This is a genomic window from Olsenella massiliensis (genome assembly GCF_001457795.1).
GTDB lineage: Bacteria > Actinomycetota > Coriobacteriia > Coriobacteriales > Atopobiaceae > Olsenella_F > Olsenella_F massiliensis.
In genome coordinates this window covers 195,452-210,227 of the sequence record NZ_LN898209.1, presented here as the reverse complement: position 1 = coordinate 210,227, position 14,776 = coordinate 195,452, and the positions used below count along the sequence as shown (strand labels likewise).

Annotated in this window: 10 protein-coding genes and 1 tRNA gene; 1 reads left to right on the top strand and 10 read right to left on the bottom strand. The window is 68.0% G+C overall.

The genetic code is table 11. The features are described 5' to 3' along the window. Positions 1-247: 247 nt before the first annotated feature. Complete coding sequence (gene rho, locus BN3001_RS08110) at positions 248-2,197, bottom strand: transcription termination factor Rho (protein WP_082629916.1); 1,950 nt, start codon at positions 2,195-2,197, stop codon at positions 248-250. 546 nt (positions 2,198-2,743) lie between these two features. Here rho and BN3001_RS02100 point away from each other — a divergent pair. Continuing rightward, positions 2,744-3,940, top strand: a complete 1,197-nt coding sequence (locus BN3001_RS02100; RefSeq protein ID WP_058270166.1) for a glycosyltransferase family 4 protein — start codon at positions 2,744-2,746, stop codon at positions 3,938-3,940. 149 nt (positions 3,941-4,089) lie between these two features. Here the strand turns inward: BN3001_RS02100 and rplT are convergent, their stop codons facing one another. The 9 genes from rplT to secD form a co-directional block, all read right to left on the bottom strand. Beyond that, positions 4,090-4,455 (bottom strand): 50S ribosomal protein L20, encoded by a 366-nt coding sequence (rplT, locus tag BN3001_RS02095; RefSeq protein ID WP_058270165.1) that lies wholly within the window; start codon positions 4,453-4,455, stop codon positions 4,090-4,092. A 42-nt stretch (positions 4,456-4,497) separates the two neighbouring features. Beyond that, positions 4,498-4,698: a 50S ribosomal protein L35 gene (gene rpmI / locus BN3001_RS02090; RefSeq protein ID WP_058270164.1), complete on the bottom strand. Its 201-nt coding sequence runs from the start codon at positions 4,696-4,698 to the stop codon at positions 4,498-4,500. 1 nt (position 4,699) lies between these two features. After that, complete coding sequence (gene infC / locus BN3001_RS02085; protein ID WP_148362920.1) at positions 4,700-5,269, bottom strand: translation initiation factor IF-3; 570 nt, start codon at positions 5,267-5,269, stop codon at positions 4,700-4,702. A gap of 316 nt (positions 5,270-5,585) precedes the next feature. Further along, positions 5,586-5,674: transfer RNA gene (locus tag BN3001_RS02080), tRNA-Leu, on the bottom strand. A gap of 123 nt (positions 5,675-5,797) precedes the next feature. After that, entirely contained in the window at positions 5,798-6,532 is a 735-nt protein-coding gene (locus BN3001_RS02075) for an MBL fold metallo-hydrolase (protein ID WP_058270163.1), read from the bottom strand. 1 nt (position 6,533) lies between these two features. Further along, on the bottom strand, positions 6,534-8,882 hold the full coding sequence (locus BN3001_RS02070; RefSeq protein ID WP_058270162.1) for a RelA/SpoT family protein: 2,349 nt from the start codon (positions 8,880-8,882) through the stop codon (positions 6,534-6,536). Further along, positions 8,879-12,232: a single-stranded-DNA-specific exonuclease RecJ gene (gene recJ, locus BN3001_RS02065; RefSeq protein WP_058270161.1), complete on the bottom strand. Its 3,354-nt coding sequence runs from the start codon at positions 12,230-12,232 to the stop codon at positions 8,879-8,881. Before recJ ends, BN3001_RS02070 begins: the two co-directional genes overlap by 4 nt. Further along, positions 12,232-13,200, bottom strand: coding sequence for a protein translocase subunit SecF (secF, locus tag BN3001_RS02060; RefSeq protein WP_058270160.1), 969 nt, complete (start codon positions 13,198-13,200; stop codon positions 12,232-12,234). Before secF ends, recJ begins: the two co-directional genes overlap by 1 nt. Continuing rightward, a complete protein-coding gene (gene secD / locus BN3001_RS02055; RefSeq protein WP_058270159.1) occupies positions 13,193-14,701 on the bottom strand; it encodes a protein translocase subunit SecD in 1,509 nt (502 codons plus the stop codon). The genes secF and secD overlap by 8 nt, the downstream gene beginning before the upstream one ends. Between the last annotated feature and the right edge of the window lie 75 nt (positions 14,702-14,776).

Sequence of the window (14,776 nt, the reverse complement as noted above, 5' to 3'; positions counted from 1 at the left end):
TGCAGGAAAGACTGACGCCTTGGCAGTCACGATGCTGAGTCACGCTCGTCCGGCAGGTTTCGTCTTAGCTGCATGTGCCGACATGGGAACGGAAGGTTCCCTCTCTTTGCATGATACCGCCTGGCATGCCGTTTGCAAGCGAAAGACGCCCGGATGCCGGCCGTTTTGCCTTGCAGGGGCGCGGTGGGGGGCGCCTGCGGACGTCAGACCCGCCCGCGGACGCCCTCGGCGACGTCGAGGACGTCGGCTAGGCGATGTAGTCGCTGGACTGCTGGGCGCGCTTGGCGGAGCGAATGAGGAACTCCTGGTTGTCGTTGGTCTGCCGCAAGCCCTTGACCAGGGCGGAAGCCGAGCGCTCCGTGTTGTTCATGTTGGCGAGGACGCGGCGGATTCCCCAGATGAAGGGCGTGAGCTGGGGGTCAAGCAGAAGCTCCTCGTTGCGGGTGCCGGACGCCACCGGGTCGATGGCCGGGAAGATCCGGCGGTCGGCAAGGTCGCGGTCGAGCTTGATCTCCATGTTGCCGGTGCCCTTGAACTCCTCAAAGATCACCTCGTCCATCTTTGAGCCCGTGTCGACGAGCGCCGAGGCGATGATGGTGAGCGACCCCCCGCCCTCGATGTTGCGGGCGGCGCCGAGGAACTTCTTGGGCGGGTAGAGCGCGGCGGAGTCGACGCCGCCCGAGAGGATGCGCCCGGAGGGGGGCTGGGCGAGGTTGTACGCGCGAGCGAGCCTGGTGATCGAGTCGAGCACCACGGCGACGTCCTTGCCGAGCTCCACCAGGCGCTTGGCATGCTCGATGACGAGCTCCGAGACGGCCGTGTGGTTTGACGCCGGCATGTCGAACGTGGAGGCGACGACCTGTCCCTTGATGGAGCGCTCCATGTCGGTGACTTCCTCGGGACGCTCGTCCACGAGAAGGCAGAGCAGCTCCACCTCGGGATTGTTCGTCGTGATGGACTGGCAGATGTGCTTGAGGACCGTGGTCTTGCCCGCCTTAGGGGGACTCACGATGAGGCCTCGCTGGCCCTTGCCGATGGGCGCGACGAGGTCGATGGCGCGACCGGTGATGGAGTCCTTGCCATGTTCCATGACCAGGCGCTCGTTAGGGAAGATGGGCGTGAGGTCCCGGAAGCGGGGGCGGTTGCGCATCTCCTCGGGCGCGCGTCCGTTAACCGTCTCGACGCGCTGGAGGGGGGGATACTTGCTGTTGCTGGAGCGGGCGGGCCCCACCGACCCCTCGATGGCGTCGCCGGGCCTCAGGCCAAGCTGGCGAATGAGCTGCTGGTGCACGAAGGCGTCATCATCCCCGGGCATGTAGTTGCCCGTGCGCAGGAAGCCGTAGCCCTCGTTCTGGATCTCGAGCACGCCCCGCACGCGCCTGAAGCCCTCGGCGCGCGCGGCCGCCTCATAGATGCTGGTGACGAGCTCGGCCTTCTTGAGACCGACGTACGCGACGCCAAGCTCGGCCGCCTTGGACCTGAGCTCCGCCACCCTGAGGGACTCGAGCTCCTCGCGCGTGAGACTGGGCGCGTTATTGGGCGCCGCCTGTCCGCTTCGGCGGTTGCGGCGATTGCGGCGGTTGTTGCGCTGGCCGTCAAAGCCGTTTGACGCGCCTGAGGCACCCTCGTCGGAGCGGGGGCGACGGCCGCGACGCTTTTGGGCCGCGGGACGCGGCGCAGCGCGACCAGGCTCCTCGGGCGCGACGGGCGTGGGCGACGCGGGCTTCTCGTCGCGCGTCTCCTCAGGGCGCTCCGCATGCCCCGCCCCCGTGGCCACGGCTGCGTCCGCGACGTCCTGCTGGACCTTCTTCTTCCTGCCCCGCCTCTTGGGGACGGCCAAGGCGTCGGCCTCGGCGATGGTCATGGTCGGAGGATCAAGCACCGTCCCGAGCGCCTGCGTGGCCTGGGTGACGGCCTCGGTCAAGTTCCTGACGTCGAGCTGCGCCTGCTCAGACGGCACGTCCTGCGCGGCGGCCTGCTCCGCCTTGCGGCTTCTGCGACGGCGGCGCGGCTGGGCCTCCTGCGTCGCGGACAGCGCCGGCTCGGGCGCGGCCTGGTCCTCGCCCGTGGTGGAGCGGGAGGACCTTGCCCTGGCAGTTCTGGGCTTTCTCGCACGCGTGGGACGGGCGGGCTCGTCGGGCGACGTCGGGATGGCACCGGCGGGCATGACGCCCTCGTTCGGACCCTCTTCTGACATATGCGTTCCTATCTCGTGATGGGGCCAACGGCCCAACGCAGCACCCCGTCCCACGGTGGCATGCCTGCCGCGACCGTCGCGAGACAAGCGCCCAAGGTGGGGCGTCAGGGTGAAAGCTGGTTAAGAGACGACAAAGGTGACGGCGGGTCATCGTCGGGACCCGGCGTTGTCTAGCCTATATCATCGTCAGCGTGCGCGCAAGGGCGAGCGGGCATAAAAAAGTCGCTCCCTGCAGCCGCGAAATGAACCCACCTTCCCAGGTGGGTGCCCTCGTCGCCGGTTCCAGCTTCCTCAACATCGGAGGATGCCTGTACTGAGGACGATATATGGGCTCCCTCAAAACGCTTGTCGGTTCACCCAGTTGTTGCTGCAGGGAGACGACACCTTCACTATACGGGAGTCACGCGACAATACCAGTCTTGACTTGTCACGCTCGATGACAAGAATAAAAGGGTGAGCGCTTTTTCCCGCCCGTGCGCTCTGTCAGCCGACCGCCCCGCCGCGACGGTCGCAGCACTGCCACCAGTCTGGGGGACGAAGCGTCACATGCCTGAGCCCTGGGTCATTCATCTCGCCCTTCTTGGCGTAGCGCTGCTCACGACGCTTGCCGTGACCCCGCTTGCCAAGCAGGTCGCTTGCAGGATCGGCGCCATCGACCGTCCCGGCGCCCGGCGCGTCAACACGGTGCCCATCCCCCGCATGGGCGGCCTGGCCGTGTTCGCGGGTCTCGTCTCCGCCCTGCTCCTCCAGTACCTGGGCACCCTGCTGCTGGGCTGGCCCACCGCCTTCGCGCCCGCCCCGCACTTTCGCAGCATGGACTATCACCTCGTCGAACTCGGCTTCGTCATCATCTTTCTCACGGGCGTCCTGGATGACGTCTTTCAGCTCAAGCCCTGGCAGAAGCTCCTGGGACAGGTGCTCGCGGCTGCCGTCGCCGTCGCGGGCGGGCTGGTCATCGGCACCGTGGTGAACCCCTTCACCGAAGGGCCGCTCGACCTGGGCTGGGCCGCCTACCCCATCACGATCTTCTACCTCGTCGCCTACGTGAACATCATCAACCTGATCGACGGCCTCGACGGGTTGGCGACGGGCATCTCGTCCATAGCGGCGCTCACGATGCTGTTTCTCTCCGTCCTCGCCGGTCGCAACGACGCCGCCGCGCTGTCCGCCGCGCTCGTGGGGGCCACGCTCGGCTTTCTGCGCTACAACTTCAACCCCGCAAGCATCTTCTTGGGTGACTCTGGGTCCCTGCTGCTCGGCTATGCCCTCGGCACCATCTCGCTGCTGTCGGTCACGCGCGTCGCGGGGCTCACGACCATCATCGTGCCGCTGGTCGTCGCGGCCGTCCCCATCATCGATACCTTCTCGGCCATCGTCCGGCGCAAAAGGGCCCACGTGAGCATCAGCCAGGCGGACCGGGGCCACATTCACCACCGCCTCATCGACGAAGGGTTCAACCAGCGTCAGGCCGTCCTGCTCATCTATGGCTGGACCACCCTTTTGTGCGCGGGAAGCCTCGTGATGACCCAGGTGGCCGTGGTGCCGCGTATCGCCATCTTCCTGGCGCTGTTCGTCCTCTCGGCCCTCTTTGCCCAGCACCTGCACCTGTTCAGGCCCGTGCTGCTCCACCGGGCCAGCCCCTGCGACGACGAGGGTGATGTCAAGAAGCAGGACGAGGCCGGCGATGACGACGCGGAAGGGGCGCCCACGTGCGAGGGGCGCGCCGAGCGCGACAAAAGGTAGCCTGCGGGAGGGGGACGCCGCAGGCGTGAGGGCGACAGGCTCGCAGGCCCAACATCAGACGCGCAGGCCGGTCTCACATGAGGCGCGCCCCCCCGCGGCAATACGTCGCGGCGGGGCGCGCAAAGCCGTGCTGACGCACGGGTCGTGGCCTACTTGGCGGCCTCCAGGGCCTTCTTGGCGACGGCGGCGAGGTCGGCGAAGGCGGCCTCGTCCTCGTAGGCGACCTGGGAGAGGACCTTGCGGTCAAGCTCGATGCCGGCGAGCCTCAAGCCATGCATGAACGTGCTGTAGGAGAGGTCGTTCATGCGGGCTGCGGCATTGATGCGCTGAATCCACAGGGCGCGGAAGTCGCGCTTCTTGTTGCGACGGTCGCGGTAGGCATACTGTCCGGAATGCTGGGCCTGCTCCTTCATGCCGCGGAAGGTGCGAGAGGAGGTCCCGTAGTAGCCCTTGGTGCGCTCGACCAGGGTCTGACGCTTCTTGCGACCGGCGACTGCGCGCTTGACACGTGCCATATCGTATCAACTCCTTGAATGTCTGATGGTGCGCGTGCGCGCCTAGTTGTTGCTGCCCATGCGCTGCGAGACGACCTTGGCGTCGCAGCTGGCGAGCACGGCCTCCTTGCGGAACCCGCGAATGCGCTTCTGGGACTTCTTGGTCAGGATGTGGCTCTTGAACGCCTTGGCACGCATGATCTTGCCGGTGCCGGTGCGGCGAAAGCGCTTTGCCGAACCCTTGTGCGTCTTCATCTTGGGCATGCTAGTTCTCCTTCTGACTCTCGGTGCCGCCCTCGCCGTCCTTCTCGTCGAAGGCTCCCTTGATCGGGGCGACAAGCATGTGCATGTTGCGGCCTTCCATCTTAGGCTGCTGATCAACCGTCGCAAAGGGGGCGAGGTCCTCGGCAAGCCGGTCGAGCACCATCCTGCCCTGCTCCGGGTGGGCCATCTCGCGCCCGCGGAACATGATGGTGATCTTGACGCGCGCGCCCTTCTTGAGGAAGCGCATGACATGGTTCTTCTTGGTGATGTAGTCCCCCACGTCGATCTTGGGGCGGAACTTCATCTCCTTGACCTCGACCCTGACCTGCTTCTTGCGGGCGGCCTTGGCCTTGCGGTCCTGCTCGTACTTGAACTTGCGATAGTCCATCACCTTGCAGACCGGAGGCTCCGCGTTGGGAGCGATCTCCACGAGGTCCATGTGCTGGTCCATGGCAACGCGCAGCGCGTCACTCAGGCCGAACAGGCCCAGCTGCGACCCGTCCACGCCGATGAGGCGGCACGTGCGTGCGGTGATCTCGCGGTTGACGCGAGGTCCATCGTTCTTGGCTATCTTCTACACCTTCCCTTCGCTGCGGCGGGACTCGTCGCGTCCGTGACGCCCACGCATGAAAAAACCTGGAGCCAACAGCATCCAGGAGACAACACCCCAGCTCGTGGGGACAAGGTTCATTGTCTGACCAGACAGCTGCCTGACGGCGCCGTGTAGGTGGGGGCTCACGCACAGTCCCGCTTCGTACGTACCCTATAAGGATACGCCAGCCGGGCGCGGCATGCAAGGGTGCGATGTGACCATCGCCAAGACACGCACACAAACGGGCCGGGCGATCGGGGTCGGCTGTCCCGTGCGACGTCCCGAGGGTGCCATATGGTGCCCGGAGTGGGGGTCGAACCCACACGCTGGTTTCCCAGCTGCGGATTTTGAGTCCGCCGCGTCTGCCAATTCCGCCATCCGGGCACGAGGCAGTGAAACTATAGCAAATAAACGTCCCAGGAGGCCGCGACGTGGGCGGCCGCACGCCGATTGCCGCCGGAGCGCGCGGCGCGTCGCCGTGACCCGGCGGTTACGGCGGCAGGCGCCCTACGACCGCAGGTAGGGGTTGGAGGCGAGCTCCTCCCCCATCGTCGTCATCTCGCCATGCCCGCAGAAGAGCCTGGTCTGGGGGTCCAGTTCGCGCTTGAGACGAGCGAGCGAGAGGCTCATGTCCCTTGGGCTGCCGCCCGTGAGGTCGGTGCGGCCGCAGGAGCCCTGGAAGAGGGTGTCCCCCATGAAGGCGACGCCCGTCGCCGTTCCCTCGCCCACGAGACAGACGCTGCCGGGGGTGTGGCCGGGCGTCTCCATAACGCGAAAGCGGGCGCTCCCCAGCTCGAGCACGTCGCCCTCCTCATAGGTGAGGTCCGGCTCCGGGGCGTTGTCGTCGTAGGCCCTGCCCGTCTCGCTGGGCTCGCCGGCGTGGCGAGCGAGCTCGGCGTCGGCGGGATGAATCACATAGCGGCCTCCCACGGCCTCGCGAAGCGCCTTGACGCCGCCCACGTGGTCGCCGTGACCATGCGTCGCCGCCAGGTAGCGCACCGTGACGCCCTCGGGCAGATGCTCGGCGACCTTGGCGCCGGAGTTGCCCGGGTCGACGATGAGGCACTCGCCCCGCGACACGTAGGCGTAGCAGTTGGTCTCAAGTGGTCCCACCACGAACAGGACGATGCGGTCGCGCTCGCCCGTCCCGCCGCAGCCGTGGCGGCCGCAGCAGCCCTGACCCTCGTCGTGGTGGCGACCGCCGCAGCAGCCGTCCGCGCGGCCCTCGTCATGCTCTGACATCCTAGGTCCTCCTCTTCATCTGGTTGGCACCCTCGCCCGGCATGATGCGCCGGCAGTCGTAGACCGAGGTCACGCGGCTCACGGAGGCGAGCAGCGGATTCAGCAGCGAGGCGTCGGATATGGCCGTGAGAAAGCGCAGGCGCGCCGACCCGGACGACGACGTCTGGGTGGCGGCGGAGAGGATGTTGCCGCCGGCGTCACCGATGGCCGTCGTCACGTCCTTGAGCAGCCCCATACGGTCGGTCGCCTCGACGACGATCTCCACCTGGAACTCCGTGGCGCCGGTCGTGTCCCACTCGACCTCGATCATCCGCTCCGGATGGGCCATGAGGCCCCTGACGTTGGGGCAGCTCGTGCGATGGACCGACACGCCCCGACCGCGCGTGATGAAGCCGACGATCTCATCGCCCATCACGGGGTTGCAGCAATGGGCGAGGCGGGCCAGAAGGTCGGGGTCGCCCCTGACGATGATGCCGCAGTTGCCGTGACGACGACGCCTGTCCGAGGCGGCGCGGGCGTCGGGGCGCACCAGGGGCCTGTCCTCCGTGAGGGCGCGCTCCTTGGCCTCCTTGCGCGCCGCGAGGCGGTCGCGCTCCGCCTGGTTCTCGGGCGACCCCTCCTCGAGGACGGCCACGATCTTGTTGGCCACCTGCTTCACGGAGAGCTTCCCGGCTCCCACGGCCGCGAGCAGGTCATCGACTCGCACGTAGTCAAGCTGGGACATGACGCGGTCGAGCGCCCTGACCGTCCGCGGCGTGGATATGCCGTACCCCCGCCTGCGCAGCTCGTGAGAGAGGTCGCTGCGACCCTGCTCGGCGTCGTCGGTCTTGGAGAGCGTCGTGAAGTACTTGCGAATCTTCGCCTTGGCGGAGGGGGTCGCCACGAGGTTCAGCCAGTCGCGGCTGGGCTTTGAGTTCTTGTTGGTCAGGATCTCCACGCGGTCGCCGCTGGTCAGACGGTACGTGAGCGGCACCACCGAGCCGTTGATCTTGGCGCCCACGCAGTGGTTGCCCACCTCGGTATGGACCGCGTAGGCAAAGTCAAGGGGGGTCGAGTCCCTCCTGAGGCTCATGACCTCGCCCTTGGGCGTGAACACGAAGATCTCGTCCTCGAAGAGGTCGACGCGCAGGTTGTTCAGAAACTCGTGGGCGTCCCCCATGTCGTCGTCCATGGTCCAGTCCAGGCTGCGACGAATCCAGTTGATCTGCGAGTCCACGCCCTGGTCGTCCGAGGCCATGCGCCCATCGGAGTTGCCCGCCTTCTTGTAGAGCCAGTGGGCGGCGATGCCGTACTCGGCCTTCTCGTGCATCTCGTAGGTGCGAATCTGAATCTCGACGGGACGCGCGTCCGCCCCGATCACCGTGGTGTGCAGCGACTGATACCCGTTGGGCTTGGGCATGGCCACGTAGTCCTTGAAGCGCCCGGGGAGCGGGTGCCACAGGGCGTGGACGGCCCCCAGGCAGGAATAGCAGTCGCCTACCGACGTGGTGAGGACGCGCAGGGCGATGAGGTCATAGATGTCCGAGAACTCCTTGCCCTTGCGGGTCATCTTCTGGTGGATGGACCAGAGGTGCTTGGGCCGCCCGGAGATCTGGTAGCCCGTGAGCCCCGCGGCCCTCAGCTCCCCGTCGAGGACCTTGATGGCCTCGGCCGTCTCGCGCTCGCGCTGGGCGCGGGAGTCCTGGACCATGCGCGCGATGCGCTCGTACTCCTCGGGCTCCAGATAGAAGAACGAGAGGTCCTCGAGCTCCCACTTGATGGAGCTGATGCCCAGGCGGTCGGCCAGGGGGGCGTAGACGTCCATGGTCTCGCGCGCCTTGAACGTGCGACGGTCGGGCTTGAGGGCGGCGAGGGTGCGCATGTTGTGGAGGCGGTCGGCGAGCTTGATGATGACGACGCGGATGTCCTTGGACATGGCGAGGAACATCTTGCGCAGGTTGAGCGCCTGCTTCTCGTCCATGGACGAGACCTCGATGGAGGTCAGCTTCGTGACCCCGTCCACCAGCTCGGCGACCGTCGTGCCAAAGCGATCCGTCAGGTCGTCGAGCGTCGCGGAGGTGTCCTCCACCGTGTCGTGCAGCAGCGCGGCGCAGATGGGATCCTCGTCCATCCTGAGGTCCTTGGCGAGGATGAGGGCGACCTCGACGGGATGGTTGATGTACGGCTCGCCGGAACGGCGCCTCTGGTCACGATGAAACTCGGCGGCAAACTCGTAGGCGGCGCTGACCTTGTCGACGGCCTCGGGCTCGAGGTACTCGGCACAGGTGCCCTTGAGCACCCGCCAGTTGTCCGCCTGGGGGACGCGCCGGCGCGCAGGAGGCGCGGCCGTCTCTTCCCGTTGGTTCGTCACTGTCCGTCACCTCCATCCGCGACCTGCCCAAAGCCGGGGAGCAGAGGTCCCCCGACGAGTCCGGACAGCGTGTCCCGACTACTTGAGAGTACCCATTTGCTGAAGCTCTCGAACTCTCGCGCCTGGCGACGGGCGGCACGGTAGCCGCTCGAGCGCTCGAGCGAGACGCGACCCGCTATGGGCAGAAGCGAGATGACCCGTGCGTCCGCGTCCCCGCCCAGCGCGATGAGGCCGAGCTCGGCAAAGGTCGCCACGGCGCTCGCGGCCTCCCGCGCGTCATAGCGCGCGGGCGCGTACGTGGCCGACGCCGCCGACGCGATGTCCTCGTCGCTGGCCGTCGTCGTGTCGCCGGGGTCGCACAGCCGACGAATCGTCGCGAAGAGCCGCGCCATGGCGTCGCGGTCCGGCGCCTGCGCCGCGAGGATCCTCTCGTTGAGCTCGGCGTCGCGCGCCCCAAACAGCAGCCATATGGCGGCGTCGTCACCGTCCCTGCCCGCGCGCCCGCTCATCTGGTTGAACTCGACCTTGTCGAAGGGAAGGTGGTACAGCACGACGTTGCGGACGTCCGAGAGGTTGACCCCCTCGCCGAAGGCGCTGGTCGACACGATCGTGGTGATGAGCCCGGTCCTGAACGCACCCTCCACCCGCAGCCGCGTGGGGCGTCCAAGCCCCGCGTGATAGAAGGCGATGGCATGGCCCAGGTCGGGGACGGCGTCCCTGAGCATGCGAGCCAGCTTCCTGCTGGCCTGACGGCCGTTGACGTAGATGACGGTCTTCTCGCCCGAGGCGACGATGTTGACGAGCGCGGCGTCGCGGTCGGGTGCCGCCCTGAGGTCCATGACGTGGAGGTTGGGTCGCTCGGTGGCGTCAACGACCACGTCCGTCTCGGCGAGGCCGAGCAGGTCCAGGACGGCGCGGGCAGTGGAGGGGTCCGCCGTCGCGGTGACCGCCAGGGTCGTGGGGCCGCCCAGCTCGCCGAGGACGCGCGGCAGCTCGCCGTAGGCCCCCCTGCCGGCCGAGGAGAGCGTGTCGGCATGATGCGCCTCGTCCACGACCACAAAGCCGATGCGGCGCGATCGGGCCAGACGGGCCACGTGCAGCGAGAGGAACTCGGGCGTCGTGAGCACGACGCTCACCACGCCTCGGGCGAGGGCCTCGTAGGTCTCGTCCCGCTCCGCCTGGGGCGTCTCGCCCGTGAGCACCCGCACGCCCACGCCAAGGTCGCGCATCGCATGAGCGAGATGATAGGACTGATCCGAGATGAGGGCGCGCAGCGGGTACACGAACACGCTTGCGCGTCCGTGGGCGAGCGCCTCGCGGGCGGCGTGCAGATGGAAGATGAGCGACTTGCCGCGACCCGTCGCCATGACGCAGAGGCAGGACCTGCCTGCGGCCAGGCGGTCGAGCGTCTCGCGCTGCGCGGGCAGCAGCGGCGCCGAGCCCAGCAGACGCCTGCGCAGCGCGTCGGTGAGTTCGTCGTACGAGAGCGTCGAAAGCGCCTGCAGCGTCGCCTCGACCGTCTCGTCGCCATCGGGAGAGCCCAGGTCCTCGCCTCCTGCGGAGGCTGCGGGATCGCCGGACGACGCGTCGGCGAAGAGGCCGTCCGTCAGCGCGACGAGCTCGGCGGGGCGTGGGGGCTCGTCGTCGCGATAGAGGATGTCCTTGACCATGAGCTTGGGCTTGGTGCGCCCCTGCCAGGTCTCGTTGACGGGCTCGAACACGAGGTCGACGGCGCCCTCGCAACCCACGGCACGCTCTATCTGGGGCGCCCTGAACATGATGGACGGCACCGAGGCGACGCCGTCCGTCGCAAAAAAGCGCAGGTGGTTGCCGGCCGCGCCCACGCGCGCGCGATTGCGCATCATGACGCCGGCGCACCCGAAGAGGGGCTTCTTGTTGCCCTGGCCAAAGGGCTGGAGGACCTCGAGCGCCGCCAGGTTGTCAACGGTCATCTCGGACAGCGAGACCAGGGAGGCGAGCTCCCCCCTGCTTGCGAACTCCTCGGCGGGCAGGGCGTCCATATACGCCTCGAGCGCGGCGCGAAACGCGTCCAGCCTGCCGACCTCGCAGGTCACCCCGACCGCGCCGGCATGACCGCCAAAGCGCACGAGCAGATCCGAGCAGCTCGAGACGGCCTTGAAGAGGTCCACCGTCCCCACCGAGCGTCCCGACCCGCGCGCGACGCCGTCACGCACCGAGAGGAGAATGGAGGGGACGTGATAGCGGTTGGTGACCCTGCTCGCCACGATGCCCTTGACGCCCTCGTGCCACCCCTCCCCCGCGACGACGATGACGCGCTCGCCGTGATAGCTCGCGTCAATCGCCTCGAAGGCCTCCTCGGCAAGGCCGGCCTCTATGTCCCGGCGCTCGGCGTTGATCTGCTCAAGGCGCTCGGCGAGCTCGACGGCGCCTGGCATGTCATCGGCCATGAGAAGCTCGAAGGCCACGACGGTCTTGCCCATGCGGCCGGCGGCGTTGAGGCGCGGGATAAGCGAGAACGGCAGCACGTCCGCCGTGACGCTCGAGAGCTCCGTGCGAGCCGAGGCCGCGAGGGCCACGATGCCCGGGCGCCTTCCCTGGCGCATGAGCGCGACGCCCTCACGCACCAGCGCGCGGTTCTCGCCGGCCAGCAGCATCATGTCCGAGACGGTCCCCAGCGTGGCGAGGTCGACGTAGGAGCGCCAGAGGTCGGGCGCGCCCCTGCGAGCGCCCACGACCTGAAGCAGCTTGAGCGCGACGCCGGCGCCGGCGAGCTCCCGCGAGGGGCAGTCGGCGGACATCTTGGGGTCACAGACCGCGACGCCGACGGGAACGAGCCCTGCCGGCTCATGGTGGTCGGTGACCACCACGTCAATGCCCTGGGAGCGAATCCATGCCACCTCGGCCTGAGCCGCTATGCCGTTGTCCACCGTGACGATGAGGTCGGGCCTGCCGTCGTCCAGAAGCCGGCCCAGGGCGGCCCGCGTGAGGCCGTAGCCCTCCGCGAAGCGGTCAGGAATGAAGGGACGGACGTCTGCGCCCAGGTCGCGCAGGCCCTTCGTCAGCAGACAGGTGGCGCTCATGCCGTCCACGTCGAAGTCTCCGAAGACGGCGATGGCCTCGCCCGCCGCGAGCGCCGAGGCGAGGCGGTCGGCCGCCTCGCTCATGCCGGGTATGCCCAGGGGGTCCTCCCAGTCGCGCTCGAGGGAGGGGGTCAAAAATCGTCGCGCCGCCTCGGGCGTCCGGATGCCGCGCGCCACCAGCGTGCGGGCCACCAGGGGCACGACGCCGCAGCGCTCGCCAAGCTCGCGGACGCACGCGGCGTCAACCTCGGGTAGGCCCCATCGGTCGCTGTCCAGGAGGCCAGGCACTAGCGCGTCCCCTCTTGGGCCGGCTCCTCCACGTCACGCCGGGCCGCGTCGCCGTACTTGGCCTCGCGCCTGGCCCAGTCCGTCTCGCGCGTCTTCCATATGGCTAGAAGCGGACTCGCCACGGCAAAGCTCGAGTACGTGCCCAGAAGCTCGCCGACGAGCATCGCGAAGGCGAAGTCCCTGAGCGTCGAGCCGCCCAGCAGCAGCATGGCCACGACGGGGACCACCGAGGTGAGCGTCGTGTTGATCGTGCGGACGAAGACCTCGTTGATGGAGAAGTTGGCGATCTGGTAGTAGGTCCGGTGCACCCCGTCGCGCAGCTCCCTGGAGTTCTCGTTGATGCGATTGAACTCGACGACCGTGTCATAGAGCGAGTACCCCATGATCGTGAGGAGGGCGGCGACCACGTTGGGCGTGATGGCCGTCTGCGTCCAGGCGTACACGCCGACGGTGATCAGCAGGTCATGCAGAAGCGCCAGGACGGCCACGAGCGACATCTTCCACTCGTAGCGCAGCGACACGTAGGCGACGATCAGCAGCAGGGCGACGCCAAAGGCGAAGGCCGACGAGCGAGTGACGTCCGCGCCCCAATCGGGCCCGATGGTGGTAACGGTGTAGTTCTCGGAGGTGAGGCCGAGCGCCGCGGCGGCGGCCTCGGCGTGTGCGTTGGCCGTGTTGGGGTCCGTCGTGTCGGAGCGCACCAGGAAGCCCTGGGAGCCCTCGGTGACGGTCGTCTGGACCGTGGGGTCCACCTCCCCGGCGGCGACGAGCGCGTCTCTCATCCTCCCGAGGGCGACGTCACCCGTGTCGCGGAAGTCGATCTCGGTGCCGCCCCTGAACTCGATGCCAAACACCAGCCCGCGGACCACGATGCCAATGACGGCGATGACCACGAGTGCGCAGGAGAGCGTGAGGAAGGTGCGGCGATGCCTCATGAAGGGAATCTCGCGCGAGAAGTGGCTACGCATGGGCCTCACCCCCCTTGCGTCCCTCGCCGGGCGCCGCGGCGGCGAGGTCCTGCCTGACGCCCCAGAAGCCGGGGTGACGCTCGATGGCACGAAGGGCGAGCAGCCGCAGGGCGGGCGCCTTGAAGCAGAACATCGTGACTATGTCGCAGACGATGCCGAGGGCGAGCGTGAGGCCAAACCCCTTCACGGACCCGACGGCCACGAAGAACAGGGCAAGCGCCGTGACCAGCGAGACGGCGTCCGCGTCGAGCGAGGTCATGATGCCGTGCCTGGCGCCCGAGATGGACGCCTGTCGAATCGACCTGCCCATGCGAATCTCCTCGCGGAAGCGCTCGAGCACGAGGATGGAGGAGTCGGCGGCCGAGCCCGTCGTCAGGACGACGGCGGCCAGCCCGGGAAGCGTGAGGGCGTAGGCGCCGACGTGCGACAGGAGGGCCAGCAACCCCAGATAGAGCACCGCGAAGACGACGAGCGAGCCCATGGTGAGGAGCCCCAGCCCCTGGTAGAACACGAAGAGATAGGCCACGACCACGGCGGCGCCGATGGCGATGGCGACGACGCCCTGGCCGAGCGAGTCCTGGCCCAGGGTGGGCCCGACGACGCGGCTCTCGGAATAGGTCAGCGTCACGGGCAGCGAGCCGGAGTCAAGGACGGTCTTGAGCTGCTGCGCCTCGTCGAGGCTGAAGCCGCCGGTGATGGACACCTGGCCCGTCGTGATCTCGCTCTGGACGGCGGGAGCCGAGTAGACCACGCCATCGAGCACGATGGCGATGCGCCCCTTGATGGGCGCGAGCTCCTTGGTCACAGCGGCAAACTTGGCGCTGCCGTCGCCACCGAGCCTCAGGTTGACCGCGTAACCCCCAGAGGCCTTCGTGGGGTCCTGGGCGACGGAGACGGTCGATATGTCCGACCCGTCCATGAAGGACGTGTACGTGCCCTCCTTGAGCCTCACGTTCGTGGCGCCGGCGTTGAGCTTCAGGAGGGCGTCCGCGTCCCCGATCTGGTCAAGGCGGGCAAACTCCAGGTGCCCGGTCTGGCCCAGGGTCGAGATCACCTGGTCGGCGTTGGTGGCGCCGGGGATCTGGATCAGGATCGAGTTTGACCCCTGCTGCTGCACCGAGGTCTCGGAGGCGCCGAGGGCGTTGACGCGATTCTGGACGATGCCCGCCGCCGTCGCCATGTCGCCCGACGTGGGCGCCGATCCGTCCGGTTTCGTCGCCCTCATGATCACGGACACGCCGCCCTGGATGTCAAGCCCCTGGGTGATGCGCTCCCGCAGGGGCGTGAAGCCCACGACCGCGACGACGAGGACCACGAGAAGGATGACGAGCGTCGAGACGTACCGACGAATCGAGCGACGCAGACGCAGGTCGGCACGCCTGCCCGTCGACGAGGTCGCGGGGCGGCGACCCCTCGCTCCCTTGGGCGGGGGCGTCGCCCCCGCACCCGTCCAGCGACTGAGGCCAAGGGAACGCCCCGGACCCGCATCTTGCTTTGACATGTCTCACGTTCCTTCGTAGGGGGCTCGCGCCCCTCCTTGTCTCAGATTGACATCATACTCCACGATCGTCGCCGG

What these genes read in the sequence shown, in the direction of transcription:
- rho (WP_082629916.1), bottom strand. Translation starts at nt 2,197, where the DNA reads ATGTCAGAAGAGGGTCCGAACGAGGGCGTCATGCCCGCCGGTGCCATC.
- BN3001_RS02100 (WP_058270166.1), top strand. Translation starts at nt 2,744, where the DNA reads ATGCCTGAGCCCTGGGTCATTCATCTCGCCCTTCTTGGCGTAGCGCTG.
- rplT (WP_058270165.1), bottom strand. Translation starts at nt 4,455, where the DNA reads ATGGCACGTGTCAAGCGCGCAGTCGCCGGTCGCAAGAAGCGTCAGACC.
- rpmI (WP_058270164.1), bottom strand. Translation starts at nt 4,698, where the DNA reads ATGCCCAAGATGAAGACGCACAAGGGTTCGGCAAAGCGCTTTCGCCGC.
- secD (WP_058270159.1), bottom strand. Translation starts at nt 14,701, where the DNA reads ATGTCAAAGCAAGATGCGGGTCCGGGGCGTTCCCTTGGCCTCAGTCGC.
- BN3001_RS02075 (WP_058270163.1), bottom strand. Translation starts at nt 6,532, where the DNA reads ATGTCAGAGCATGACGAGGGCCGCGCGGACGGCTGCTGCGGCGGTCGC.
- secF (WP_058270160.1), bottom strand. Translation starts at nt 13,200, where the DNA reads ATGCGTAGCCACTTCTCGCGCGAGATTCCCTTCATGAGGCATCGCCGC.